18 protein-coding genes and 3 pseudogenes are annotated in these 22,953 nt (G+C 66.7%); 10 read left to right on the top strand and 11 right to left on the bottom strand.

Going from position 1 to position 22,953, the window contains the following annotated elements:
* Window positions 1-105: 105 nt before the first annotated feature.
* The 3 pseudogenes from ACVWZ8_RS21120 to ACVWZ8_RS21110 all read left to right on the top strand — a co-directional run.
* A pseudogene (locus tag ACVWZ8_RS21120) lies at window positions 106-903 on the top strand (cytosine permease); the annotation flags it as partial.
* 16 nt (window positions 904-919) lie between these two features.
* Window positions 920-1,099, top strand: a pseudogene (locus ACVWZ8_RS21115) (polysaccharide deacetylase family protein); the annotation flags it as partial.
* Window positions 1,100-1,107: 8 nt separating this feature from the next.
* Window positions 1,108-2,555: pseudogene (locus tag ACVWZ8_RS21110) on the top strand (exo-alpha-sialidase); the annotation flags it as partial.
* Between the two features lie 43 nt (window positions 2,556-2,598).
* Here the strand turns inward: ACVWZ8_RS21110 and ACVWZ8_RS21105 are convergent.
* A protein-coding gene (locus ACVWZ8_RS21105; protein ID WP_456505309.1) for an IS3 family transposase occupies window positions 2,599-3,809 on the bottom strand; the annotation gives its coding sequence in 2 pieces (ribosomal slippage) (window positions 2,599-3,563 and window positions 3,563-3,809; 1,212 coding nt in all).
* 96 nt (window positions 3,810-3,905) lie between these two features.
* Here ACVWZ8_RS21105 and ACVWZ8_RS21100 point away from each other — a divergent pair.
* From ACVWZ8_RS21100 to ACVWZ8_RS21090, 3 genes are all read left to right on the top strand, one after another.
* The gene (locus ACVWZ8_RS21100) at window positions 3,906-5,057 is read left to right on the top strand and encodes a DUF7507 domain-containing protein (protein WP_456505726.1); all 1,152 of its coding nucleotides are present in this window, start codon (window positions 3,906-3,908) and stop codon (window positions 5,055-5,057) included.
* A gap of 179 nt (window positions 5,058-5,236) precedes the next feature.
* Window positions 5,237-5,968, top strand: coding sequence for a FadR/GntR family transcriptional regulator (locus ACVWZ8_RS21095; RefSeq protein ID WP_456505725.1), 732 nt, complete (start codon window positions 5,237-5,239; stop codon window positions 5,966-5,968).
* A 61-nt stretch (window positions 5,969-6,029) separates the two neighbouring features.
* Complete coding sequence (locus tag ACVWZ8_RS21090) at window positions 6,030-6,812, top strand: glucosamine-6-phosphate deaminase (RefSeq protein ID WP_456505724.1); 783 nt, start codon at window positions 6,030-6,032, stop codon at window positions 6,810-6,812.
* Window positions 6,813-6,850: 38 nt separating this feature from the next.
* On the opposite strand, the gene ACVWZ8_RS21085 is transcribed toward ACVWZ8_RS21090, so the two are convergent.
* Window positions 6,851-7,006 (bottom strand): amidohydrolase family protein, encoded by a 156-nt coding sequence (locus ACVWZ8_RS21085; RefSeq protein ID WP_456505723.1) that lies wholly within the window; start codon window positions 7,004-7,006, stop codon window positions 6,851-6,853.
* Between the two features lie 86 nt (window positions 7,007-7,092).
* On the opposite strand from ACVWZ8_RS21085, the gene ACVWZ8_RS21080 reads away from it, so the two are divergent.
* Window positions 7,093-7,443 (top strand): flavin reductase family protein, encoded by a 351-nt coding sequence (locus ACVWZ8_RS21080; RefSeq protein ID WP_426979875.1) that lies wholly within the window; start codon window positions 7,093-7,095, stop codon window positions 7,441-7,443.
* Between the two features lie 157 nt (window positions 7,444-7,600).
* Here the strand turns inward: ACVWZ8_RS21080 and glnA are convergent, their stop codons facing one another.
* On the bottom strand, window positions 7,601-9,025 hold the full coding sequence (glnA, locus tag ACVWZ8_RS21075) for a type I glutamate--ammonia ligase (protein ID WP_426977096.1): 1,425 nt from the start codon (window positions 9,023-9,025) through the stop codon (window positions 7,601-7,603).
* A 314-nt stretch (window positions 9,026-9,339) separates the two neighbouring features.
* Here glnA and ACVWZ8_RS21070 point away from each other — a divergent pair, with 314 nt between their 5' ends.
* Window positions 9,340-9,777, top strand: coding sequence for an RDD family protein (locus ACVWZ8_RS21070; RefSeq protein WP_426977097.1), 438 nt, complete (start codon window positions 9,340-9,342; stop codon window positions 9,775-9,777).
* 155 nt (window positions 9,778-9,932) lie between these two features.
* On the opposite strand, the gene ACVWZ8_RS21065 is transcribed toward ACVWZ8_RS21070, so the two are convergent.
* The 4 genes from ACVWZ8_RS21065 to lipB all read right to left on the bottom strand — a co-directional run bounded on the left by ACVWZ8_RS21065 (window position 9,933) and on the right by lipB (window position 12,994).
* Window positions 9,933-10,289: a DUF3817 domain-containing protein gene (locus tag ACVWZ8_RS21065; protein WP_426977098.1), complete on the bottom strand. Its 357-nt coding sequence runs from the start codon at window positions 10,287-10,289 to the stop codon at window positions 9,933-9,935.
* A 171-nt stretch (window positions 10,290-10,460) separates the two neighbouring features.
* A complete protein-coding gene (locus ACVWZ8_RS21060) occupies window positions 10,461-11,222 on the bottom strand; it encodes a DUF4191 domain-containing protein (RefSeq protein WP_426977099.1) in 762 nt (253 codons plus the stop codon).
* Between the two features lie 90 nt (window positions 11,223-11,312).
* Entirely contained in the window at window positions 11,313-12,320 is a 1,008-nt protein-coding gene (lipA, locus tag ACVWZ8_RS21055; protein ID WP_426977101.1) for a lipoyl synthase, read from the bottom strand.
* The gene (gene lipB / locus ACVWZ8_RS21050; protein WP_456505993.1) at window positions 12,317-12,994 is read right to left on the bottom strand and encodes a lipoyl(octanoyl) transferase LipB; all 678 of its coding nucleotides are present in this window, start codon (window positions 12,992-12,994) and stop codon (window positions 12,317-12,319) included. The genes lipA and lipB overlap by 4 nt, the downstream gene beginning before the upstream one ends.
* A gap of 98 nt (window positions 12,995-13,092) precedes the next feature.
* On the opposite strand from lipB, the gene ACVWZ8_RS21045 reads away from it, so the two are divergent.
* Window positions 13,093-14,856, top strand: a complete 1,764-nt coding sequence (locus ACVWZ8_RS21045; RefSeq protein WP_456505722.1) for a serine/threonine-protein kinase — start codon at window positions 13,093-13,095, stop codon at window positions 14,854-14,856.
* Between the two features lie 562 nt (window positions 14,857-15,418).
* On the opposite strand, the gene ACVWZ8_RS21040 is transcribed toward ACVWZ8_RS21045, so the two are convergent.
* On the bottom strand, window positions 15,419-16,321 hold the full coding sequence (locus tag ACVWZ8_RS21040) for a TIGR01777 family oxidoreductase (RefSeq protein WP_456505721.1): 903 nt from the start codon (window positions 16,319-16,321) through the stop codon (window positions 15,419-15,421).
* Window positions 16,322-16,395: 74 nt separating this feature from the next.
* Between ACVWZ8_RS21040 and ACVWZ8_RS21035 the strand changes: the two genes are divergently transcribed.
* Window positions 16,396-19,959 carry a S41 family peptidase gene (locus tag ACVWZ8_RS21035; RefSeq protein WP_456505720.1) on the top strand — a complete coding sequence of 1,188 codons (3,564 nt, stop codon included), beginning with the start codon at window positions 16,396-16,398 and terminating at the stop codon, window positions 19,957-19,959.
* Between the two features lie 93 nt (window positions 19,960-20,052).
* Here the strand turns inward: ACVWZ8_RS21035 and ACVWZ8_RS21030 are convergent, their stop codons facing one another.
* The 3 genes from ACVWZ8_RS21030 to sucB form a co-directional block, all read right to left on the bottom strand.
* Window positions 20,053-20,481, bottom strand: coding sequence for an OsmC family protein (locus ACVWZ8_RS21030; protein WP_426977109.1), 429 nt, complete (start codon window positions 20,479-20,481; stop codon window positions 20,053-20,055).
* A 270-nt stretch (window positions 20,482-20,751) separates the two neighbouring features.
* Window positions 20,752-21,120 carry a hypothetical protein gene (locus ACVWZ8_RS21025; protein WP_456505719.1) on the bottom strand — a complete coding sequence of 123 codons (369 nt, stop codon included), beginning with the start codon at window positions 21,118-21,120 and terminating at the stop codon, window positions 20,752-20,754.
* A gap of 111 nt (window positions 21,121-21,231) precedes the next feature.
* The gene (gene sucB, locus ACVWZ8_RS21020; protein WP_456505718.1) at window positions 21,232-22,953 is read right to left on the bottom strand and encodes a 2-oxoglutarate dehydrogenase, E2 component, dihydrolipoamide succinyltransferase; all 1,722 of its coding nucleotides are present in this window, start codon (window positions 22,951-22,953) and stop codon (window positions 21,232-21,234) included.

The following is a 22,953-nucleotide window of genomic DNA, read 5'->3' as shown; positions in this document are numbered from 1 at the left end:
CGCGTCGACGACGGGATGGTGCGCACCGCCGGTTCCCGGCCGGGATCGCCCGGGGAGTCCGCCAATTCCAGGGTGAGCTTGGCTTCGGACAGCGACCAGGGAGCTTCCGCCGACCACTCCCGCTTCGTCAGCACCGAAGTGCCCAAGCGAAAGGTCTACTTCGCCTCGGTCCTGGGCCAGTTCATCCCCGTCGTCTGGCTGGGTATCCTGGGCGCCAGCCTGGCCACCAACAGCGGCGAGATCGACCCCGGAAAGCTTATAGTTCAGAACTTCGGTGTCATGGCGCTTCCGGTGCTCTTAATGGTCCTGCACGGACCGATCGCCACCAACATCCTGAACATCTACACCTTTTCCGTAGCCACACAGGCACTGGACATCTCCATCAGCAGGCGCATGTTGAACCTGTTCGTCGGCGTCCTCTCCCTTGCAGCCGTGATCTTCTCTATCTTCCAGGACGATTTCGCCTCCGTACTGGATGCATGACTGATTGGGCTGGTCGCCTGGGTGGCCGCCTGGGGCGGAGTCATGCTGGTCCACTACTTCTGAATCGAGAAGCGCTGGCCCGGCAACCCATCCAGGCTTTTCGACGCGGTCGGCACCAAGCGCCTGCCAGGCGTGAATCCGGCAGGCATCGCCTCCCTGATCATCGGCATCTTCGCGACCTGGCTGTTCATGTACGGGCTCGTACCTGCGATGCAGGGACCTATCGCCGTCGCCCTGGGCGGGTGGGATTTGTCCTGGCTCGCCGGGGGAGTGGCCAGCGCCGGAGCCTATGCCCTCATGGGGCCGCGTTTCCACCGAAAGTTCCTGCACTCGCCAAGCGCCGGCGAGGCGACCTCAGTATCAGCCCTGCCTCGCGTGACCGACGTCTCCGCCACCACAACCGCCCCAGTCGGCCTCTAGCCAGGAGATGAACACCATGGACTTGCCCGCTTTCCCTGACACCGCCCATCCAATCGCCTGGCCTGATGGCCATCGTGCGGCAGCGTCCTTCACCTTCGATGTGGATGCCGAGTCCTGCACCATTGCCCATAACCCGCAAAGCACCAGGCACATGTCGCTCATGACGCACCAGTCGTACGGGGCCCAAGGTGCGGTTTCCTCTATGGGGGGCGGACGTGGGGTCCGCTTCAGGTGATTGCCGCAGGGCATGTTGGCGATGCGACTGGCCCGAAGTTTGGTTACAGCGATCCTTCCTACGTTTATGACGCCGAAGCCGGAAAAGTGTTCGCCTTCTTCGTCTATTCAAAGGACCAGGGTTTCGGAGGCAGCGCCTTTGGAAACGACGACGCCGACCGCTCGGTGATCTCCTCGGCGGTTGTGGAATCGGGCGATGGCGGGCAGACCTGGAGTTCCCCGCGGCTCATCACCAATGTGACCAAGCCCGGAACGAGTCGGACGGACCCTCAGCCGGGGGACGTCCGGGCCAACTTCGCGGCCTCGGGGGAGGGGATCCAACTGAAGTACGGGATCCACAAGGGACGTCTCATCCAGCAATACTCGGGCCAGGTCCTGCAAACCAGCGGCACACAGGCCTTCCAGGCCTACAGTGTCTTCTCGGACGACCATGGCGCGACGTGGCAGAAGGGCACTCCCGTGGGCACCGGGATGGATGAGAACAAGACGGTCGAGCTTTCGGACGGCCGGGTCATGCTCGACTCCCGCGACAGTGCCAACGGCGGGTATCGAAAAGTTGCCATCTCCAACGACGGCGGTGCCACCTACGGTCAGGTCGCCCAGGACACTGAACTTCCGGACCCGGCAAACAACGGCTCGATCGCCCGGATGTTCCCCGATGCTCCTGCGGCATCTGCGGAAGCCAGAAAGCTGATCTTCACGAACGCCAATTCCAAGTCCGGCCGCGAAAACCTATCCGCCAGGGTCTCCTGCGACGACGGGGCAACGTGGCCGGGTGTCCGCACCATCCGCTCGGGTTTCTCCGCCTATTCCACGCTCACCCGGTTGGAGAGCGGGCAGTTCGGTGTGCTGTACGAGGCCAACTACACCGACAACATGCCCTTCGCGAAGTTCAACGATGAGTGGCTCAACTACCTCTGTGCACCTGTCAGCGAGGACGCACAGGCCGTGACTCCCGGCGCGAGCAAAGCCCTCGCCGTGACGGTGACGAACCAGGAAGGCACCGTGCTCTCCGGCGGATCCGCGACAATCTTCACCCCCGCGGGGTGGTCCGCAACCACCGTGCCGGTGCCCGACGTCGCTCCCGGCGCTTCCGCGACGGTCAGCGTGAACCTGACCGCCCCGGCAGGGGCCGCCGCGCACAGAATCTCAACGCAGCGTTCACTGCCGCTGACGGTAAAGTTGCCCAGTATACCTTCGTCGCGACGGCGCCCCAGGCCCAGCAGCTCGGGCTCAGCATCACAGGCACAGCCCCGGACCGCGATGTCATCAGCTCGCCGTACAGCGCCGGTGAGGTGATGGCGTATTCGTTCATGATCCGCAACACGGGCAGCGTGACCTCGAACGCCGTCCCCACCGGGGGCAGCTTCGAAACCGGTTACCTCCCGCCGACCGCACCGAACTGCCGCTACAACAACTGCGGTCGTCAAGTTTTTGAGACAGTTTCGTAGTTGATTCGGGTTACGCGGCCAGGGTTTCCGGGTCGCAGGTTTGATGGGTAGCAAGGGCCGCTGTCGGAGGGATGCCGCCGGCCCTTCGGTTTGGCCGACGGCGGTTGTACCAGCCCTCGATGTATTCCATGACAGCGGTCCTCGCGGCAAGCCTGCTGCCGAAGGTGTGCTGGTGGTACATCTCGGTCTTCAGATGCGAGAAGAAATTTTCGGCGACAGCGTTGTCCCAGCACACCCCGACGGCTCCCATGGACTGGGTAACACGGTTCCCTCCACACCATTTCTGGAATTCGTCAGAGGTGTATTGGGAGCCGCGATCTGAATGAAAAACGACTGTTCCCCCGGCGAAGTACCCGTGGTCACGGGCCATTCCCAGCGCGTCGGTACACAGCCTGGCGCGCATGTGATCGGCCATGGCCCAGCCGATGACCATGCCCGTGCACAGGTCGATCACGGTGGCCAGGTAGAGCCAGCCCTCGCCGGTGCGCAGATACGTGATGTCCCCGCAGAGCCGGGTCCCGGGCACCAAGGAGGTGAAGTCCCGCTTCCCCTTTTGGTCGAGCATGTGATTGCGGATGTGCGCGGTCTTCGCCTGTGGGTCCTGCACGGTGGTCTGCTTCCACGCCCTGGTGCGTACGGCCCGCAGGCCCTGCTCGCGCATGATCGCCCCGACCGTCGGAGCGGCGACCTGCACGCCCTTGGCATTGAGCATCAGGGTCAGCTGGTCACGGCCGGCACGGCCCTTTTCCTGCTCGAACAGGTCAGTCACCTCGGCAACCAGGCGCTGGTGCCGGAGGGCCCGCGGAGACGGGCCCTCGGGGCTGCGCCACCGGTAGAACGAGGCCCGGGAGACCTTCAGGGCCCGGCACAACCAGACGATCGGGTGGTTCGCCTTCTCTGCTTCGATGAACTCGTAGAAATCCTCTACCGTTGCTTCGCTGCAAAGAAGGCGCTGACTTTTCCCAAAAAATCGACGTCCTGCTTCAGCTTGGCAATCTCAGCCAGCGCCTTCTGGTGCTCTTCCCAGGACACCGGCGCCTTCTCCTCGCCAGCGGTGAACCGTTCCGGATGATCCTCCCGGTACTTGCGCACCCAGTTCCCCAGCGTGCCTTCCAGGACGCCTATATCGAGGCACACCTGTGCGATCGGACGGCCCGAGGAGATCACCAGCTCAACGGCTTCGTCCTTGAACTGCTGCGTGTACTTCTTACGATCGGTCATGCGAGAAAGGGCTCCTAACAAGCTGTCTCACAAAACCATACGGCCGCAAACCTCCCCGCCGGCTCCACCTATAGCTGCACCACGGCCAGGCACACCTTGACGGCAGAGGACATCTCACGCGGCTACTTCACGCCCCAGGCGACGTTCACGGTGACAGCCTCCGCTACGCCGTCCCTGACTCAAACGGCAGTCTTCAACGGCTCCAATATTGCCCTGCGCGACGGGCTGTCCGTGGCCCACATCGCCGGTCAGCGCAACGATGCCGGCAGGGACCTGACGCTGCAGCCCTACGCTGCCGGCGACCAGGTGCCCTACCTCTTCACCGTCGCGAACAGCGGTCCGCTCACCACCACCGTCACGCCGACCGCGGGGAACTTTTCGCCGCTGGTTCCTGACGGCGCTGGCAACTGCCGTTGGCGCAACCTGGCGCCCGCAGGGAAATACAGCTGCAATACCCCGCGGCACACCGCGACCCAGGCCGAACTGGACCAGGGCTTCTTCGTCCCGCTGACCTCGTGGACGCTGACGGCACCCGGACAGAGCCCGAGGGTGGTCGAAGTAGACGGCGGGGAAGTGGACCTGGTGGCCAGGAACGCGCTGCTTGAAGGTACGGCCACGGCCGCGTGGGACGATTCGAACGACGACGGCTACGCCACTGCCGGAGAGAAAGTCACTTTCACCTACACGCTGGGGAACGCCGGAAACGTCGAGCTGTCCGGGCTGGAGGCGCCGGACATTGGTATCGCCGAACCAGTGTTTGCCGCCGGCGCAACCGCAACCCGGAACCAGGACTACATCCTGACTGCCGCTGATGTTGCCGCGGGGGAAGTGACCGCCGCGGCCCTCGCCGTGACGGCCAGAAACGGGTCAAAGAGCGTTGAACTGGAGGTCACCCGGGAGACGCTGGTCCTGCCCGCCCAGCCGGCGCAGCCCGAGGTCATGCCCGACCTCCGGACGCAGGATCTCGGCGGCCTGACTGCCCCGGCAGACTTGGGCACCGAAGCAAAGTACCGGACGGGTCAGAAAGTATCGCTCCGAAACCTCGAGCACGGCCAGTGGTATTACGTCTACCTCAACAAGAGCCTGTACCGGCTCGGCTGGATCTTCCCGGGACGGAACGGCACCGTTGAATTCATTCTGCCGGACGACGTGAAGAATGGCCGTGATGACGTGGTGGTCCTCGATTCACGCGGACAGCAGGTTACCTTCGACCGGCTCCAGGTCACTCCGAAGGGCCAGGAGCCCTAAAGACACATCCGGGTGGCTGGATCCGGGCGTCGGGTCCCGCCACCCTGGTGGTTGGCGAATATCCGCGAGGGGAAAAATTTTCTTGACGGCTCACGAGGAAAATGAGACATTGGACGTCCCATCTCCTGTAGGCTGGGATAGGAATGGTCGATCACGGCCGCGGCCAGAAGGAGAGTCACGTGAGCATAGAGTCCCGGGTATTGTCTCCGGCCCGTTTCAGCGCTCAAATCAGGTCCCACGCCCTGCAAACGCGCATTATGGACCTCATCCTGGAACAAGGTCTGGACGTTGGGGACGCGCTGCCCACCGAGAGTGAGCTTTCGGCCGTGCTGGGTGTTGGGCGCAACACCGTGCGGGAGTCGCTGAAGGTACTTCAGGCGCTTGGTGTGATCGAGATCCGGCATGGTTTTGGAATGTTCGTGGCACCCAACAACTTCAGCGCACTCACCGACGGGCTGGCCTTCCGCGGCCGGCTGTCACTCCAGCACCGGGGTGAAGAGGCCATGGAGCTGATTGACGTGCGTCAGGCACTGGAATCCGGCCTCATCGGATCAGCCATCGACCTCATGACCAAAGAACAACTCGGCGATCTCCGCGGCACCATGGAACAGATGGAAGCGGCCGCGGAAGCGGGGCAACCCCTGGCGGAACTGGACGCGGAATTCCACCGCAGGCTCTATGCGCCCCTGAATAACAAGCTGCTCATCAATCTCATGGATGTCTTCTGGAAGGTCTACCGCCAGATCCATCAGGCTCTCGGCTCAGGCCCGGTCGATCTGGGGGAGCAGGCCCGGGTCCACCGGGAGATCTACCAGGCCGTGGCTGACAAGGACAAGACCCTGGCCTCCGAGCGCCTCCAACGCCACTTCGACGGTATCCGCCTGAAACTCAAGGACGTCGCGGCCCAGTAGACGACCCGCGGGCCGAACCGCCCACGCATCAGCCCGAACCACCCTAGAAAGCGACTGTGTGATGGAAATTTTTGTCGTGCCCAACGCCGAGGGAACCGGAGCAGTTGCCGCCGGCATCCTGGCCGCCGTTATTCGCAGCCGACCCGACGCCGTCCTCGGCTTAGCTACGGGAGGCTCACCCCTGCCCGTGTACTCGGCCCTGGCCGGCCACGGCCTGGGCATGTCCGGTGTCCGAGGTTTCGCGCTGGATGAGTATGTCGGGCTGCCGGCAGGCCATCCGCAGAGCTGCGCCGAAGTGCTGCGCCGCGAAGTGACGGAACGGCTAAGCCTCGACCCGGCAAAAGTCTTCGTCCCCGATGGCGGTGCGGAGAATCCTGAAGACGCGGCGCGGGACTACGAGCGCGCGATAGCCCGGGCCGGCGGGATCGACGTACAAATCCTGGGGATTGGACATAACGGGCATCTGGCCTTCAACGAACCGGGCTCAGCCCTGGACTCCCGTACGCGGGTGGAAGTGTTGACCGAGCGTACACGCCAGGCGAATTCTCGGTACTTCGACAGCCCCGGTGACGTACCGGAGCGCTGCATCACCCAGGGCCTCGGGACGATCCTTGAAGCCCGGCAGTTGCTCCTGGTGGTCAACGGGGCGGACAAGGTGGACATCCTGAGCGAGGCGCTCACCGGTCCCGTTTCGCCGGAGTGCCCGGCTTCAGTGCTGCAGCTGCACAGGCATGTGACAGTGGTCGCCGATGAGGCTGCGGCAGAGCGGCTCGACGCCGCCCGGACGGGCTCCGTCCGCGGGACGGGACCGGTCAGGGTGCGGGCGGGAGCAGCCGCCGTCTGAGCCCGGTGCCGCCCTGCGGGGTGGCACCGGTGCCGGGATCAGGCGGGGGAGTCCAGAATCCGCCCGCCGCGCAGGACGGTCGCGAGTTCGAAGCGTGGGTCAACGGCGATGATGTCGGCGCGCGTTCCAGCCCGGAGGCTTCCGATGTCAGTTTCCAGGCCCAGTACGCGGGCCGGTACGAGGGTTGCCGCCATGACGGCATCGGCCGGGCTTACCCCAGCCGCCGCGCGGCCTGGCTGTCAACGCGTATTCATCGATTTCGTTGGACCCGCCACTCATCATGGCGTGTGTGCAGCGCACTTCGTCCACTTACCCGGCCCTGTTCGCCAGCACGCATTTGGGAGTGAACATCCTCAGCAACGAACAGCGCGGCGTGGTCTCGGTATTCGCATCCAAGGCTGAGGACAAGTTCGCCACCATCGGCTGGCACGAGGGACCCCACGGTTCGCCCCTTATTGACGGTTCTTCGGCGATGCTGGAAGCCGAGATCCGCGAACGGTTCCAGGCCAAGACGCACACGGTGTTCATCTGCCGGGTCCGTCACGCCGATGTCAGCGCCAAGTCCCCTATGGTTTACAGCGCGGGAAAGTTCTTCGACGGCGCCGAGTTGACCGAGCTGAATAAGGACTGATTTGTAGGACGCCGGTTCCAGTGAGTTCCTGGGTCCGTTCTGTGGCCAGACAAAGAAGAGTCCGCACGGGCTGCCGTTGCGGAAGTGCTGGCAGCGCGTGCGGACTCTCTGCGGACTGAACCCTGTCAGCCCTGCGATCTAGCTAGACGCCGTAGTTCTAGACGCCGTAGTACAGCTCGAACTCGTACGGGTTCGGGCGCAGCGAGAGCGGACGGATCTCGTTCTCGTACTTGTACTCGATCCAGGTGTCGATCAGGTCCTGCGTGAAGACGCCGCCGGCCTGCAGGAACTCGTTGTCCTCGGTGAGGGCATCCAGGGCCTCCTCGAGCGTGCCGGGAGCCTTGGGGATGTCCTTGGCTTCCTCGGCGGGGAGCTCGTAAAGGTCCTTGTCGATCGGAGCGGGCGGCTCAATGCGGTTGCGGATGCCGTCAATGCCGGCCATCAGCTGGGCCGCGAAGGCCAGGTACGGGTTCGAGGAGGGGTCCGGGGCGCGGAACTCGATGCGCTTGGCCTTCGGGTTGGAACCCGTGATCGGGATACGGATACCGGCGGAGCGGTTGCCCTGCGAGTAGACCATGTTGACCGGCGCTTCGAAGCCCTTGACCAGGCGGCGGTAGGAGTTCACCGTCGGGTTGGTGAAGGCGAGGACAGCCGAGGAGTGCTTCAGCAGGCCGCCGATGTACCAGCGGGCCATGTCGGAAAGCCCGGCGTAGCCCTTTTCGTCGTAGAACAGCGGCTCGCCACCGTTCCACAGCGACTGGTGGCAGTGCATGCCCGAGCCGTTGTCGCCGAAGACCGGCTTCGGCATGAAGGTGACCGACTTGCCCCAGGCGTCGGCGGTGTTCTTGATGACGTACTTGAACTTCTGCAGGTCATCAGCCGCGTGGGTCAGGGTGGTGAACTTGTAGTTGATCTCGGCCTGGCCGGCGGACCCGACCTCGTGGTGGCTGCGCTCGACCTCAAGGCCTGCTTCATCGAGGGCGATGCACATGGCATCGCGGAGGTCAGCCTGCTTGTCGGTCGGGGAGACCGGGAAGTAGCCGCCCTTGATCGGCGTCTTGTAGCCGAGGTTTCCGCCCTCTTCCTCGCGGCCCGTGTTCCAGTGGGCTTCCTCGGAATCGATCTTGTAGAAGCTGCCCTGCGGGGAGGACTGGTACTGCACGTTGTCGAAGACGAAAAACTCTGCCTCCGGCGCAAAGAAAGCGGTGTCTGCGATGCCGGTGGAAGCCAGGTAGGCCTCAGCCTTCTCGGCCACGCCCCGGGGATCACGGTGGTACGGGTCGCCGGTGCGCGGGTTCACGATCGAGAAGTTCAACGCGAGGGTCTTCTCCAGGCGGAACGTGTCGAGGAACGCCGTCGTGACGTCCGGGATGAGCTGCATGTCCGACTCGGCGATGCCCTGGAAGCCGCGGATGGACGATCCGTCGAAAAGCTGGCCGTTGACGAAGAAGTCCGCGTCAACGCTCTTGGCGGGCACGTTGAAGTGCTGCTGAACGCCAGGGAGGTCGGTGAAGCGGATATCGACGAATTTCACGTCTTCGTCTTTGATGAACTTGAGGACTTCGTCCGCAGTCTTGAACATCTATGCTCCTTATGCATGTGAAATATCTGGCCGTCAGGCCATGTGGTCCAGCGCAGTCCGACAGCGGGGAAAACGTAAAGTTCGCCCCGCTCCTATGCCGCCAGCAACTGTTACCACCCTAAGGACACGGGATTTCCCCATAGTGTCCGCTTTGTTTCGGGCAGGTTACAGAATGCCCTGCCAGGTAAACGGTAGTCGGTGTCCACAGTGTGGCCTATCCGGTCCCACAGTGTGACCAGGCGAGGTCCACAGTGTGAACGGCCTGAGGCGGCTGGCCTTGCCGATAGCGCGGGCTTTCCCGATAGGCTGGGAGAGTGGTTGATCGCAAAGACATAGGCTCATGGCTCAGCGGCCCGGACACGTCCGGCATTTCCAAGTACCCGGGGGAGCGGCTGGGCCTGCCGGAATCCGGACCGGGCTCGATCGCACGCGCCGGTCGCCGGATCCTGGCCATCTGCGTCGACTGGGGGATTGCGCTGCTGATCAGCAATTTCGCGTTCACCGGAAACCCCTGGGCCACTCTGGCCGTCTTCGCCGTCGAGCAGGCCCTGCTGATCGGCACTCTCGGCTACAGCATCGGCCACCGCATCATGGGGATCCATGTGACCCGGCTGGGCGGCGGTCCCGCTGGCCCGCTTCCGGCCCTGGTCCGCACCCTGCTGCTGTGCCTCGTCATCCCCGCTGTCATCTTCGATCCTGACCAGCGCGGCCTGCATGACAAGGCAATGAACACTGTGCTGGTCCGGTTGTAACTTCGGACGGCTGAACCTCGCCGCTGCGCTCTCTGCGGCCGGCATCCCCAGAGTTCGCCAGGAATGGCCGCTTTGCGCGTCTGCATGGCGGCCATTTGCGTCAACCGGGCGTGGACGCGGGGCCGTCGCGTGGTGTTCGGTCCCGGGGCGGGCCGCTACACCCCCGCGGTTTCCTCGACGGGCTGGCCCGCCGGCTGTGCCGGCGTGAGGAAACCGTGCCGCCCGGCCCAGCGTTCAAACCAGACGGTGGCGAACGGGAAAACCGCGGAGAGCCCTGCGAACAGCGCCACCCGGAACGGCCACCGCTGCAGTCCCCAGAGGCCCAGGGCGGTGGTGCCGTACGCGATGAAGAACGCCCCGTGGATGGGGCCGGCAATCTCTACGCCGAGCTCCGTGGTCCGGGTGACCCACTTGAGGAACATGCCGATCAGCAGGGCGGCCCAGCTGAAGCCCTCGGCAATGGCGAGTACCCGGAAGATGCGGATCAAGGCCGGCTTCGATGGCAGTTTCATGGGGAGTCTCCGGATTCTGTCCTGCTGGACGTTGATAAGCGTCGTTGATAAGCGTCGGGGATGAGCAAGGAGAGTGAGCCCCGGGGAATAAGAAATCGCCCCGGCTGCCGGCCTGAAAGGCGGTAACCGGGGCGACTCCCGAAGTTTCTGGTGGCCGGGCGCTGCGGCAGGCTAGCGCCCGCGGGCGGCCTTGCGGTCCGGGCGGGCCTTGTAGGGATCAATGCCCTTGGGGATAGGCAGGCGGCTTCCCAGCGATGAAATGCGCTTGGACACGGCACTGACCTCGATCTTCGTCAGTTCGTTCTTCAGCTTGTTCATCTGCTTGGCGACCTGGCTGATGGGCACCTGGCCTTCGCCGCGTCCGCTTTCGATCACGTGGATGGTGACGTTCGGGAGGATGCGTGCGAGGCGCTTTCGTTCGGCGTCGACCAGCGGCTTGACCCGGTTGCTGGGGCCTTCGCTGACCAGCACGACGCCGGGCCGTCCAATGGCGCGGAAGACGGCGTCCTGGGTGCGGGGGTTCACCGCGACGGGCTGGTCTTCGGTGATCCAGCCGCGCTTGAGGGTGCCCAGTGCAGCGCCCGAGGCGCCCGGCTGGTTTTCAATCTGTGCGAACGCGGCGCGCTCCGCCCGGCGGGAAAGAATCAGGGTGGCGGCGAGGATGCCCAGCGGAATGCCGATAATCAGACCGGTGATCCAGTTGTCCAGCACGAAGCCAACAACGAAGCTGACGGCCACCACACCAAGGAACGCGAGCAGCATCAGCCACGGCACCATCGGATCGTGGCGCCGGGTCATCTGGAAGACCTCGCCGATCTGCTTCAGCCGGCTCGGCTTCTTGACCTTGGCTTCCTTCGGCTTACGGGAGAAAAGGCCACGCTTCGGAGCATCGGCAGCCGGAGTGGAGGTGCTGGAATCAGAGGAATTCGCCATAGTGCCTTAATTCTACGTGATTTATGGCTAAGGGCCGGACGCCGGAAATGTCCGGGGCCGGCCCTTGGCCACAGTCGTTTACAACCGGAGTCAGGAGTGTGCCGCGAGCAGTGAGCTGGCTTCCTGGCGGGTAGTTCCGGAGCTTTCGATGTGGGCCAGCTCGGCCGGGATTTCCCAGCCCTTCTTGCGCATCGCGGTGGCCCACAGGCGGCCGGCGCGGTACGAGGAACGCACCAGCGGCCCGCTCATGACACCGAGGAAACCGATCTCATCGGCTTCCTGCTGCAGGTCCACGAATTCCTGCGGCTTGACCCAGCGGTCCACGGGCAGGTGCCGTTCGCTCGGGCGCAGGTACTGCGTGATCGTGATCAGGTCGCAGCCGGCGTCGTGCAGGTCCTTGAGGGCTTCGGAAATCTCTTCCCGGGTTTCGCCCATGCCCAGGATCAGGTTGGACTTGGTGACCATGCCCAGGTTGCGGCCCTGCGTGATGACGTCCAGGGACCGGTCATAGCGGAAGGCGGGGCGGATGCGCTTGAAGATCCTCGGCACTGTTTCGACGTTGTGCGCGAAGACCTCGGGCTTGGAATCGCAGATGGCCTGGATGTGTTCCGGCTTCCCGGAGAAGTCAGGAATCAGGAGTTCGACGCCGGTGCCCGGGTTCAGTTCGTGGATCTTGCGGACCGTTTCGGCGTAGAGCCAGACGCCCTCGTCGGCGAGGTCGTCGCGGGCCACACCGGTGACGGTGGCGTAGCGCAGCTGCATGGCCTGGACGGAGCGGGCCACCTTGGTCGGCTCGAAAACGTCAACGGGGGAGGGCTTGCCGGTATCGATCTGGCAGAAGTCGCAGCGGCGGGTGCACTCGGAGCCGCCAATCAGGAAGGTCGCTTCCTTGTCTTCCCAGCACTCGAAGATGTTGGGGCAGCCGGCCTCCTCACACACGGTGTGGAGCCCTTCCTTTTTGACGAGGTTTTTGAGCTGGACGTACTCGGGGCCCATCTGGACTTTGGCCTTGATCCATTCCGGTTTGCGTTCCACCGGTGTGGCCGCATTTCGCTGCTCGATACGCAGCATTTTCCGGCCTTCTGGTGCCAGTGTCACAGTAGAGCTCCTTCTTGGGTTGCAACTAGGGCTTCTTCATTGTTGCGCAGTTCTTCGGTGATCCGCGACACGAGGTCGGCCGGGGTGACGTCCCTGCCGGTCTCCTGGGCGATCGTGGTGACGCCGGCGTCGGTGATTCCGCAGGCAATGATCTGGGCGTAGGGCGCAAGATCGTTGTTGCAGTTAATGGCGAAGCCGTGCATCGTGACGCCGTCGTGGACGCGGATGCCGATGGCCGCGATCTTGCGGTCCGGGCCCTTCTCATCCTGTTCGATCCAGACGCCCGCACGGCCCTTGATGCGTACGGCGGCGATGCCGTAGTCGGCCAGGACGGTGATGATGACCGCTTCCAGCCGCTCCACGTAGTCGCGGATGCCCGCCTTGTTTTTGAGCTTGATGATGGGGTAGCCAATGAGCTGTCCGGGACCGTGCCAGGTGAGTTTGCCGCCGCGGTCCACGGGAACCACCGGAGTTCCGTCAAAGGGGCGTTCGTGGTCCTCGGTGCGTTTGCCGGCGGTGTAGACGGCGGAATGTTCGAGCAGCAATACGGTGCTGGGTGCGGTGCCGGCGACGACCTTCTCGTGGAGTTCGCGCTGGAGATCCCAGCCGCGGGTGTAGTCGACGAAATCCGGGGCGAGACCCAGCCGGGAGAACTCAAGAGTCATGGCATCCAGCTTAGACCTCGACCGCCGTCGTACCCGATTGTGTGTTCAAGCTCTCACGACTGTGGATAACTTCTGCGGGATTTCGGGGGATCGGCTATTTCTTGGGTATGGATGATTTCGCACAGGCGCACAGTGCGGCCCCGGTCGTTCCCGGCTACGACGTCGGCCGGCGCCTGGGCCGCGGCGGCAGCGCTACGGTCTGGCTCGTCACCGAACAATCGACGGGCCGCGACTTTGCCCTGAAGTGCTTCGCCGCCGGCGGCACCTCGCCGGAGTCAAAGGAAGCGGAAGAGGAGATGCGGCGCGAAGTCCGCATCCTCTCCGCTTTGGACCACCACCACCTGGTCCGGGCGCACACCGTGGTGCGCCTGCACTGGCCCCCAGAGGAGCACGGCGGCGGAGGCGATGGGCTCGGGCTGGCGCTGGACTACGCTCCCGGCGGCTCGCTGGCAGCGCTCGTGGCGGGCCGGGGACGGCTGGGCCCCGGCGAGACGGTGACGGTTCTGACTCCGATCGCACAGGCGCTGGCGTACCTTCATGGCCACGGGTTCACCCACGGCGACGTGGCCCCCGGCAATGTGCTGTTCACTGCCCACGGCAAACCGCTGCTGGCCGATCTGGGCGTCGCCCGGATGGTGGCCGACGCCAACGCAGTGGCGGAGGCCGGCACCGAGGGGTTCCGCGATCCGGCCCCGGTGGACGCCGTGCGGGCCGGGCTGCAGCCTGAGCGTGACATCTACTCCCTCGCGGCCCTGGGCTGGTACTGCCTGACCGGACACGCTCCGGAACCCGGGGAGCAACGTCCGCCCTTGCCCCTGCTGGTGCCGGGGGTTCCGGCCGCACTGGCCGCCGCCCTGGAAGCAGGTCTCCACGAGGACCGACGGCTCCGGCCGGCCGCTGCGGAGCTGGCCGCGGCGGTCTACCGCAGTGCCGGGGCGGAGCCCGTGGACCTGTCCGGCACCGTCCATCCGACGGTGATACCGCAATTGCTGACCCGCCGTGCCTTGCCCCGCAGCCCGCGAGGGCTCAAGGCTGAACGGCTCCGGACCTGGTTTCGCATCCGCCCCGGCCGCTCCGGCCGCTCCGGCCGAGCTGCAGAGCCGCACCTGGCGGCCGGGCCGCGCCGGGCGGGCGCCAGGCACAGTGCCGGCCGGAGCCGTTGGGGGACCAGCCGTTGGGGGACCAGCCGTTGGGGGACCAACCGTTCCGGGACCAACCGTTCCGGGACCAGCGGTTACGGAAGCCGTGGTGACGGCCGCCGCGGCCTTCGCGCGGCCCCGGCGGGGCTGGCATTGGTTCTGCTCCTCTCGGCTGCCTGGCTGCTGGCCGGAACCCGGCTGCCCTCGCCGTTCCCCGCGGCTTCCACAGGCCAACCGGGTCCGGCGGCGTCCGAAAGGAGCGCCGCGGGTTCGACGCCGGAGCCTCCACCCCCGGAGGCAGCCACGCCGGCCACCGTCCCCCAGGATGTGCAGGCCTTGCTCCGCTCGGCGGACCCGGAAGAAGCGGTCCGTGGCCTGGCCCGGCTACGCTCGGTGGCGTTCAACTCCGGGGACATGCGCCTGCTGGACGAGGTCAACGCCCCGGCGTCCTCCGCTGCCGTTGCTGACGGCAGGATCGGTGCCCGGCTCTCGGAATCCGGCCATGTGCTGACCGGCTTTTCCACCCTTCTGACGGCGGTGGAAACGTCGCCGGACAGCAGCCCGTCGCGGGCTGTCGTGGCCGTCAGTGTGGCTTCGAACCCCTACCAGGAGCGGGACGCCGCCGGCGCCCTGGTCGCCGAGGCTGCTGCAGGGGACCAGAAACGGCTCCGGCTGGTACTGGTTCCGGTCGACGGCCGCTGGCGGATCCAGGAGATCCTTCCGGGAAGTTAATTCGTCGGGGGTTAGGTCCAGGCGGTGGGGTCGTTGGGGTAGAGGCCGCGGGCGGTGTCGCGCCAGGCCATCACCGGCGGCGGTTTCAAGGGCCTCGGCCAGCCGGCCGGGTCGACCGGAATGCACCAACGGCGTCAGCGACTAGCTGCTACGCCTGAGCAGCCACGGGCACGCACCGGCAGCCTGACCCCGACGTCCTCAGCGAAAATGAGCACCGGACAGGACATGCCCCGCGCCGGGGCCGGCCGATGGACATATTCCGGTTATGCCCGGTCCCCGGGGCGAAGGCTGGGCATGTCCTCCCGGGGAAGTGGCCCGACGCCCCCAGCGGAGCCACGGCACGTGCTCCCGGGTCAGGACATGCCCCGCGCCGGGGCCCGCGCATGGACATATTCCGGTCATGCCCGGTCCCGGGCGCGAAGACTGGGTGGTGTCCTCCCGGGCGCGAAGACTTGGGCCTCAACCCCCGACGAATTAACGAAAATGACCACCAGCGCCGGAAGTTGGCGGCGCAGGCCAGCGCCCGAGGTCGGCGGCGCAGGCGCACGCCGAGGCCGCAGGTTCAGGCCCCCGGTTCGCGTCCGGCCACCCACGCGGCTGCCTGCGCGAGGGACGGGTACTTCCATTCAAAGCCCGCTTCGACCAGTTCCGCGGGCTCCATCCGCTGGCTCGCGAGCAGCAGTTCATCGGCGAGCTTGCCCATCACCAGCCGCAGCACCGGCGCGGGGACCCGGAGCAGGGCCGGCCGGTGCAGCGCCCCGGCGAGTTGCGCCATCAGCGAGTTCACGTCGGCGCTTTCGGGGGCGCAGAGGTTCACCGGACCGGACAACGGCGTCGAGAGCAGGAACCCGAACGCGCCGGTCACATCGGGCAGCGTGATCCAGGGCCAGTACTGCCGGCCGTTGCCCAGCGGGCCGCCCACGCCGAGACGCAGCAGCGGCATCAGCCGGCCGAGGGCGCCGCCGGAGCGGCTCAGGACCACGCCGGTGCGCGGCGTGACCACACGGACCCCCGCGGGAGCCTCGTGCGCCGCGGCCTCCCAGTCCACACAGAGCCGGGCCAGGACGCCGGAACCGGCGGGCGCATTCTCCCGCAGCACCACCGGGCCGGCATCGCCGTAGTAGCCGGAGGCCGACTGGCTCAGGAACACCGCGGGCGGGGTCTCCTGCCGGGCCATCGCCGTCGTCAGGGTCCGGGTCGCGCCCAGCCGCGAGCTGCGGAGTTCGTTGATGCGGGACCGGGTCCAGGGCCGGTCACCGATTCCGGCCCCCGAAAGGTTGACCACCGCGTCCGCTCCCCGGAGGGCGGCGTCATCGATGCGGCCCGCCGCCGGGTCCCATTGGAATTCGGCCGGGGAGGCGGGCGGCCGCCGGACCAGGGTGCCGACGTCGTGCCCGGCGTTGCGCAGGGAGCTGGAAAGGGCGGTTCCGATCAGTCCGGAGGCTCCGGCAACAACGATTCGCATGATCCATCTCACCATGCCCGGCACGGCCGGGAAACCTCCCGGGGACAGGGGGTGGTCTTGACTATGATCGAACGATGACCTCTTCGAGTTACTTCCGTTTCCCGCATCTGCACGGCGATCTGGTCACCTTCGTGGCCGAGGACGACGTCTGGATCGCGCCCCTCGGGGGAGGCCGCGCCTGGCGGGTCTCTTCGCTTCAGTTGCCCGCCCGCAACCCCCGCTTCAGCCCGGACGGCAAGCGCCTCGTGTGGACCGTGGTGCAGGGAACGGCCCCGGAAGTTGTCACGGCGGACGTCGAGGGCGGCGGCTACCGCCAGTTGAGCTATTTCGGCCACAGCTCCACCCGGGTCAAGGGCTTCACGCCCGCCGGCGACATCGTTGTGACCAGCGCCTTCCGCCAGTCCGACGGCCGCCACACTCACGCCTACAGCCTGCCCGTTGGCGGCGGCTGGGCAGAGGAGCTTCCGTTCGGCCCGGTCGAGTCCGTGGCATTCGGCCCGGTCGTGGGCGATGAACGCCCGGTGGTTCTCGCCAGCGTGCTCTCGCGTGAGCCTGCGTGGTGGAAGCGGTACCGCGGCGGCGCCGCCGGCAAACTGTGGATTGACCGGGACGGGAACGGCGAGTTCGAGCGGCTCGCGCCCGAGCTGGACGGCAACCTCACGGACCCCATGTGGGTCGACGGGCGGATCGCGTTCCTGTCCGACCATGAGGGTTACGGCAACCTGTACTCCGTACTGCCGGACGGCACCGGTCTCCGCCGCCACACAGACCATGAAGACTTCTACGTCCGGCACGCCGCCACCGACGGCAAGCGTGTCGTCTTCGAATCGGCCGGCGAACTCTGGATCCTGCCGAACCTCGGCTCGGATGCCATCAAGCTCGAGATTTCGCTCGGCTCCGCTTCACAGGGACGCCGCGCCACGCAGCTGTTGCCCTCCCGGCACCTCGGCGATGTGGTTCCGGACCGCACCGGGGGATCCAGCGCCGTCGAAGCCCACGGCACCCTCCACTGGCTGCGGCACCAGGACGGCCCGTCCCGGGTCCTGGAAGCCACACCGGGCGTACGGGCCCGGCTGCCGCGCCCCTTTGGTAATGGCCGGATCGCGTACGTGGCAGACCACGACGGCGTCGAGGCCCTGTACCTGAAGGCCATCGCCGGTCCGCCGGCCGGCAGTCACCAGTCCGGCGAGCACGCGACCGGCAGCCAGACTGCAGCGACGCCCGCCACCAAGCCCGCCACGCCGCAGGAGGACTCCGACGCCGCCACGCCGCTGCCGCAGCCGGTCTCGGCCGCGGCGCTGACCCGGCCGGACGCCGTGGCCCCGGTGGCCGTCCCCGCCGCCGGGCACGCTTCCGCCGGTCACGACGCTGCCGACACGGCCGGTGCCGTAACGGGCACCGACACCGAAGCCGCCGCAGTTTCCGCCGTCCCGGCGTCCGGGCAGCCGACCAGGGTCGACTTCCCCAAGCCGAGCCGTGCCAGCGCCATCGAGGCCAGCCCGGACGGCAACTGGCTCGCCGTCGGCACCGCCTTCGGTGACATCTACCTGGCCGACACCCGCACCGGCGCCCTGTCGCTCGTGAGCAGCATCGGCGAAGGCAGCATCGACGGTTTCAGCTGGTCGCCGGACTCGGCGTGGCTGGGCTGGTCCGAGCCGGTCACATCCTTCGGCTCCCGCAGCCGGCTGCGGATCACCATGGTGGGCGCTGGAGGGAAGGCAGTGGACGCGAAGCGCGTCATCATCGACGTCACCGACGGCCGCTTCCGCGACGAATCGCCGTCGTTCACGCCGGACGGCAAGTACCTCGCCTTCCTCTCCAACCGCAGCTTCGACCCGGTCTATGACGGCCACTCCTTCGATCTGTCCTTCCCCAGCCCCATCAAGCCCTACCTCGTGGCCCTCGCCGCAGACACCCCGTCGCCGTTCGGCCCCAAGGTGGACCTGCAGGACGACGTCAACGCTGGGGTGGAGTCCAACGCCGCAGCAGGCTCCGTGCAAGACGAGGTACCGGCCGTCCGGGTCGACGCCGAAGGCCTGGCCCACCGTGTCATCTCCGTTCCCGTGCCGCAGGGGAACTACTCGGCGCTCACGGCCACGGCCGGGGCCCTGCTCTGGCTGGACAGCGAGCTCTCCGGTGTGACCGGCGAGGGCCGGGCGAGCCTGGAAGACAAGATCGCCGCCCCGAGCCTGGTCCGCTTCGATCTGGCCAAGCGCCGCACCACCACGATCGTCGAGGCACTGGACAGCTACCGTCTCTCCGGCGACGGGGAAAAGGTGGTCTTCCTGCAGGACAAGCAGATCCGCGTCTCGCCCTCCAGCGCCAAGGCCGATGAGGAGTCCGGCCAGCTGGTCAAGGTGGACCTCAACCGCATCCGCGTGCAGCTGGAACCCCTGAGTGTCTGGGGCCAGGCCTTTGACGAGACCTGGCGCCTCCAGCGGGACTTCTTCTGGACCGAGGACATGGCCGGCCAGGACTGGGACTCCGTGCACGCCCGTTACCGGCCGATCGTGGACCGGCTCGGCTCCCATGATGACCTCGTGGACCTGCTCTGGGAACTCCACGGCGAGCTGGGCACCTCCCACGCCTACGTCCGCCCGGTGGCCGTCACCGAAAACGGCAGCAACGGCCAGGGCCGCCTGGGCGCGGATCTCGCCTTCACGGGTGAGGGCTGGGAAATCACCCGGATCCTGGCCGGGGAGTCCTCCGACCCGCTGGCCACGTCCCCGCTGACCCGTCCGGGCGCGGACGCCAAGCCCGGCGACGTGCTGCTGGCCATCGACGGCGTGGAACTCACGGAAGCCAGGACACCCGCGGTGCAACTGGTCGGCGCCGCCGGCCGTGCCGTGGAACTCACCCTGCGCAACGGTCCCGGACACGGCGCGGCGGCAGGAAAACAGCGCCGTGTGGCCGTGGTTCCGGTCAAGGACGAGGAACGGCTGCGCTACCAGGAATGGGTGGCCGGCAACCGCCGGACGGTCCGCGAAGCCTCGCAGGGCACCTTCGGCTACCTTCACATCCCGGACATGATGGCCAACGGCTGGGCGCAGCTGCACCGGGACCTCGACACCGAAACGGCCCTCGACGGGCTGATCGTGGACGTCCGCCGCAACCGCGGCGGCCACACCTCCCAGCTCGTGGCGGAACTCATCGGCCGCAAGGTCACCGGCTGGAGCATGCCCCGCGGCGAGAAGCCCAGGACCTACCCGCACCACGCCCCGCGCGGGCCCGTCATCATCCTCACCGATGAGTTCGCCGGATCCGACGGCGACATCATCACCCAGGTCTCCAAGCTGCGGGGGATCGGCCCGGTCATCGGCACCCGGACCTGGGGCGGAGTCGTCGGGATCGACAACCGCTTCGCCCTGGCGGACGGCACGGGGGTCACGCAGCCGCGCTACGCCACCTGGTTCGCCGGCGGCGTCGGCTGGGGCGTGGAGAACTTCGGCGTCACGCCGGACATCGAGGTGACCTTCCCGCCGCACGCCTACGCCGCCGGGACCGACCCGCAGCTGGAGTACGGGATCGGGGCGCTGAAGGAAATGATCCAGGAGCTGCCCACGGACCGTCCGCCGCTGCGTGAAGGCTACCGCCGGGTGCGGCCCGCGCCGCTGCCCGCCCGGCAGCCCGACAAGTAGCCCACGGCGGCTCAAAGCGGCGAATGCACCGAACGGCGAAGGTCCCCGCTCCCTGGAAGGGGAACGGGGACCTTCTGCTTGGCGCGTGACGTACTAGGAGGCCAGGGAGGCGTCCAGGGTGATCTTGATGCCGGTCAGGGCGGCCGAAACGGGGCACCCGGTCCTGGCTTCCTCCGCGAGGCGCTGGAACTCCTCCTTGGAGATCCCCGGAATGCGCGCGCTCATGGTGAGGTGGCTGTCGGTGATGCCGGTACCGGGAACGAAGGTGACGTCGGCCTTGGTGTTGATTTCTTCCGGCGTGTGGCCGGCCTGCGCGACGGCGAGGCTGAAGGCCATCGAGAAGCAGGCCGAGTGTGCGGCGGCGATGAGCTCTTCGGGGCTCGTCTTGCCCTCGGAGGCCTCGGCGCGCGCCCTCCAGGTGACATCGAAGTTGCCCAGCCCGGAGCTGTCCAGGGTTGTGTTGCCGGCGCCCGTCATCAGGTCGCCGTTCCATACAGTGTGTGCGGTGCGTGTTGCTGCCATGTCCACTCCTCATCGTGGTGAATCCGCGATCCGGCGAAGCGCCGGACCGTGCCGTGTCCAATCCTAGGGATTCAGCGCCGCCGGCGCACGGGTGTCCGCTGTCAGAGGATTGTGACCCTGCACCAGGTCGCCATGGAATGCACGGTCCCGGACAGTGCGCGCCCGAGGCGCGGATCGCCGGCGACTGACCGCAAGAAACACCGGCACAACGACGACGGCGACGCACCCTGCGAGGGGTGCGTCGCCGTCGTAAGCGGTGCAGGAGAAAAGCTACTGCCAGAGAGTGGCGATCGCCACGTTGAGAAGTGCAAGGCCGCCGACGCCGTGTGCGAGGCCCGTGGAGACGGCTTCGCCCTTCTTGACCTTCCGGGCGCCGATGACGGCCAGGACGGCCACTGCAAGGCCGACGGCGAACTTGATGCCGAGCTTGAAGTAGTTGGGGTCGAACTCGGCGGGATTCTGGTTGTGCAGAACCGGCAGGATTCCCATCATGGCGATGCCTGTGATCAGCTGCATGAAGGCGCCGTCACGCTGCCGGGGGTGGACGGTGGGGGTCTTTATATTGGCGATCCAGACACCGACGACCATGGAGGCACCGACTATGTGCAGGAAGAGCAGGATGTAGAAAAGAATGGTCATGGGCCCAGCCTAGCGACAAAGTGTCCGTAAACAGCGGAGGGCACCCTCCCTTGCGGGAAGATGCCCTCCGCTGACCGGCTGCGCGGTCAGGTATTCCGTGTGCTGCAGCTCCTACAGTCCGAGGTCGGCTTCGAAGGCGCCCTCTTCGAGGCGTGCCTTCAGCGTCTGCAGGAAGCGTCCTGCGTCGGCGCCGTCCACCAGGCGGTGGTCGTACGTCAGGGAGAGGTACATCATCGAGCGGATGGCCAGCGAGTCATCGCCGTTCTCGTCGGTGACCACGACGGGCCGCTTGACGATCGCGCCGGTGCCCAGGATGGCGACCTGCGGCTGGTTGATGATCGGGGTGTCGAACAGGGCGCCCACGGAACCGATGTTGGTGATGCTAAACGTTCCGCCGGAGAGCTCGTCCGGCCCGATCTTGCCGTTGCGGGTGCGGTCTGCGACGTCGGCGATCTTGCCGGCCAGGCCGGCCAGGTTGAGGTTGCCGGCGTCGGCAATGACCGGAACCAGCAGGCCCTTGTCGGTGTCCACCGCGATCGCCAGGTGCTCGGCGTTGTGGTATGTGATCTCCTGCTTGTCCTCGTCGTAGGAGGCGTTGACCTTCGGGTGCTGCTTCAGGGCCTCGGCAACAGCCTTGGCGATGAAGGGCAGGAAGGTCAGTTTGGAGCCGTTCTGGGCCTGGAAGGAGTTCTTGGCCTTGGCACGCAGCTTGGCGACCTTGGTCATGTCCACCTCGTGCACCTGCGTGAGCTGGGTGGAGATGTCCAGGGATTCGCGCATCCGGCGGGCGATGACCTGGCGGATCCGCGGCGCCTTCTGCACGGTGCCGCGGAGCGACGACAGCTCAGTTGGTGACGGTGCTGCGGCCCGCGCGGCCGGAGCGCCGGACGCTGCCGGTGCGGCTGCTGCCGGGGCCGGAGCGGCCTTGGCCTCCGCGGCTGCCAGCACATCCTGCTTGCGGATGCGGCCGCCGACGCCGGTTCCGGTCAAGGAGGAGACGTCCACGCCCTGTTGGTTGGCAAGCTTGCGGACCAGGGGAGTGACGTAGCCGGACTCGGCCGCTGCGGCAGCCGGGACCGCTTCCTGCTTGGGTGCCTCCTGCTTCGGGGCTTCCACGGGTGCCGGAGCTGCCGGGGCCGCCGCGGGTGCCGGGGCGGCGGGCGCTTCGTCCTTGGGCGCTGCGGGAGCAGGAGCTGCGGCGGGCGCGGCAGCGCCGGAGCCGATGACGGCCAGGACGGAGCCGACCTCGGCCGTTTCGTCCTCGTTGACGCGGATTTCCTGCAGCGTGCCGGCGACCGGGGACGGGATCTCGGTGTCGACCTTGTCGGTGGAAACCTCGAGCAGCGGCTCGTCCACCTCGACGGTGTCGCCGATGCTCTTCAGCCAGCGGGTGACGGTGCCTTCGGTGACGCTTTCGCCGAGGGCCGGGAGCGTCACTTCGTGGCTTTCGCCGGCCGGTGCGGCAGCGGGTGCTTCGGCAGCCGGCGCCTCAGGGGCGGGAGCCTCGGCGGCGGGGGCCGGAGCTTCGGCAGCCGACGGAGATTCGGCGGGCGCTTCTGCAGGGGCTTCAGCGGCCGGGGCGGCTTCACCGGCGGAACCAGAGCCGATGCGGACCAGCGGGGCGCCGACTTCAGCGGTCTCGTCTTCGGCGACGAGGATTTCCTCGATCACGCCTGCGATCGGAGAGGGGATCTCGGTGTCTACTTTGTCGGTGGAAACTTCGAGCAGCGGCTCGTCCACCTCTACCCGGTCACCTACCTGCTTGAGCCAGCGGGTGACGGTTCCTTCGGTGACGCTCTCACCGAGGGCGGGCAAGTTAACGGATTCAGACAT

It is taken from the genome of Arthrobacter sp. UYCu723, from assembly GCF_054059215.1.
This window is presented reverse-complemented; position numbering and strand designations above follow the sequence as displayed.

Bases quoted from the DNA above. Each gene is read 5' to 3' on its own strand.
- ACVWZ8_RS21085 (WP_456505723.1), bottom strand. From the start codon at position 7,006: ATGGCGGCAACCCTCGTACCGGCCCGCGTACTGGGCCTGGAAACTGAC.
- sucB (WP_456505718.1), bottom strand. From the start codon at position 22,953: ATGTCTGAATCCGTTAACTTGCCCGCCCTCGGTGAGAGCGTCACCGAA.
- ACVWZ8_RS21045 (WP_456505722.1), top strand. From the start codon at position 13,093: ATGGATGATTTCGCACAGGCGCACAGTGCGGCCCCGGTCGTTCCCGGC.
- ACVWZ8_RS21030 (WP_426977109.1), bottom strand. From the start codon at position 20,481: ATGGCAGCAACACGCACCGCACACACTGTATGGAACGGCGACCTGATG.
- ACVWZ8_RS21025 (WP_456505719.1), bottom strand. From the start codon at position 21,120: ATGACCATTCTTTTCTACATCCTGCTCTTCCTGCACATAGTCGGTGCC.
- ACVWZ8_RS21035 (WP_456505720.1), top strand. From the start codon at position 16,396: ATGACCTCTTCGAGTTACTTCCGTTTCCCGCATCTGCACGGCGATCTG.
- ACVWZ8_RS21065 (WP_426977098.1), bottom strand. From the start codon at position 10,289: ATGAAACTGCCATCGAAGCCGGCCTTGATCCGCATCTTCCGGGTACTC.
- glnA (WP_426977096.1), bottom strand. From the start codon at position 9,025: ATGTTCAAGACTGCGGACGAAGTCCTCAAGTTCATCAAAGACGAAGAC.
- ACVWZ8_RS21040 (WP_456505721.1), bottom strand. From the start codon at position 16,321: ATGCGAATCGTTGTTGCCGGAGCCTCCGGACTGATCGGAACCGCCCTT.
- ACVWZ8_RS21060 (WP_426977099.1), bottom strand. From the start codon at position 11,222: ATGGCGAATTCCTCTGATTCCAGCACCTCCACTCCGGCTGCCGATGCT.
- ACVWZ8_RS21090 (WP_456505724.1), top strand. From the start codon at position 6,030: ATGGAAATTTTTGTCGTGCCCAACGCCGAGGGAACCGGAGCAGTTGCC.
- ACVWZ8_RS21080 (WP_426979875.1), top strand. From the start codon at position 7,093: ATGGCGTGTGTGCAGCGCACTTCGTCCACTTACCCGGCCCTGTTCGCC.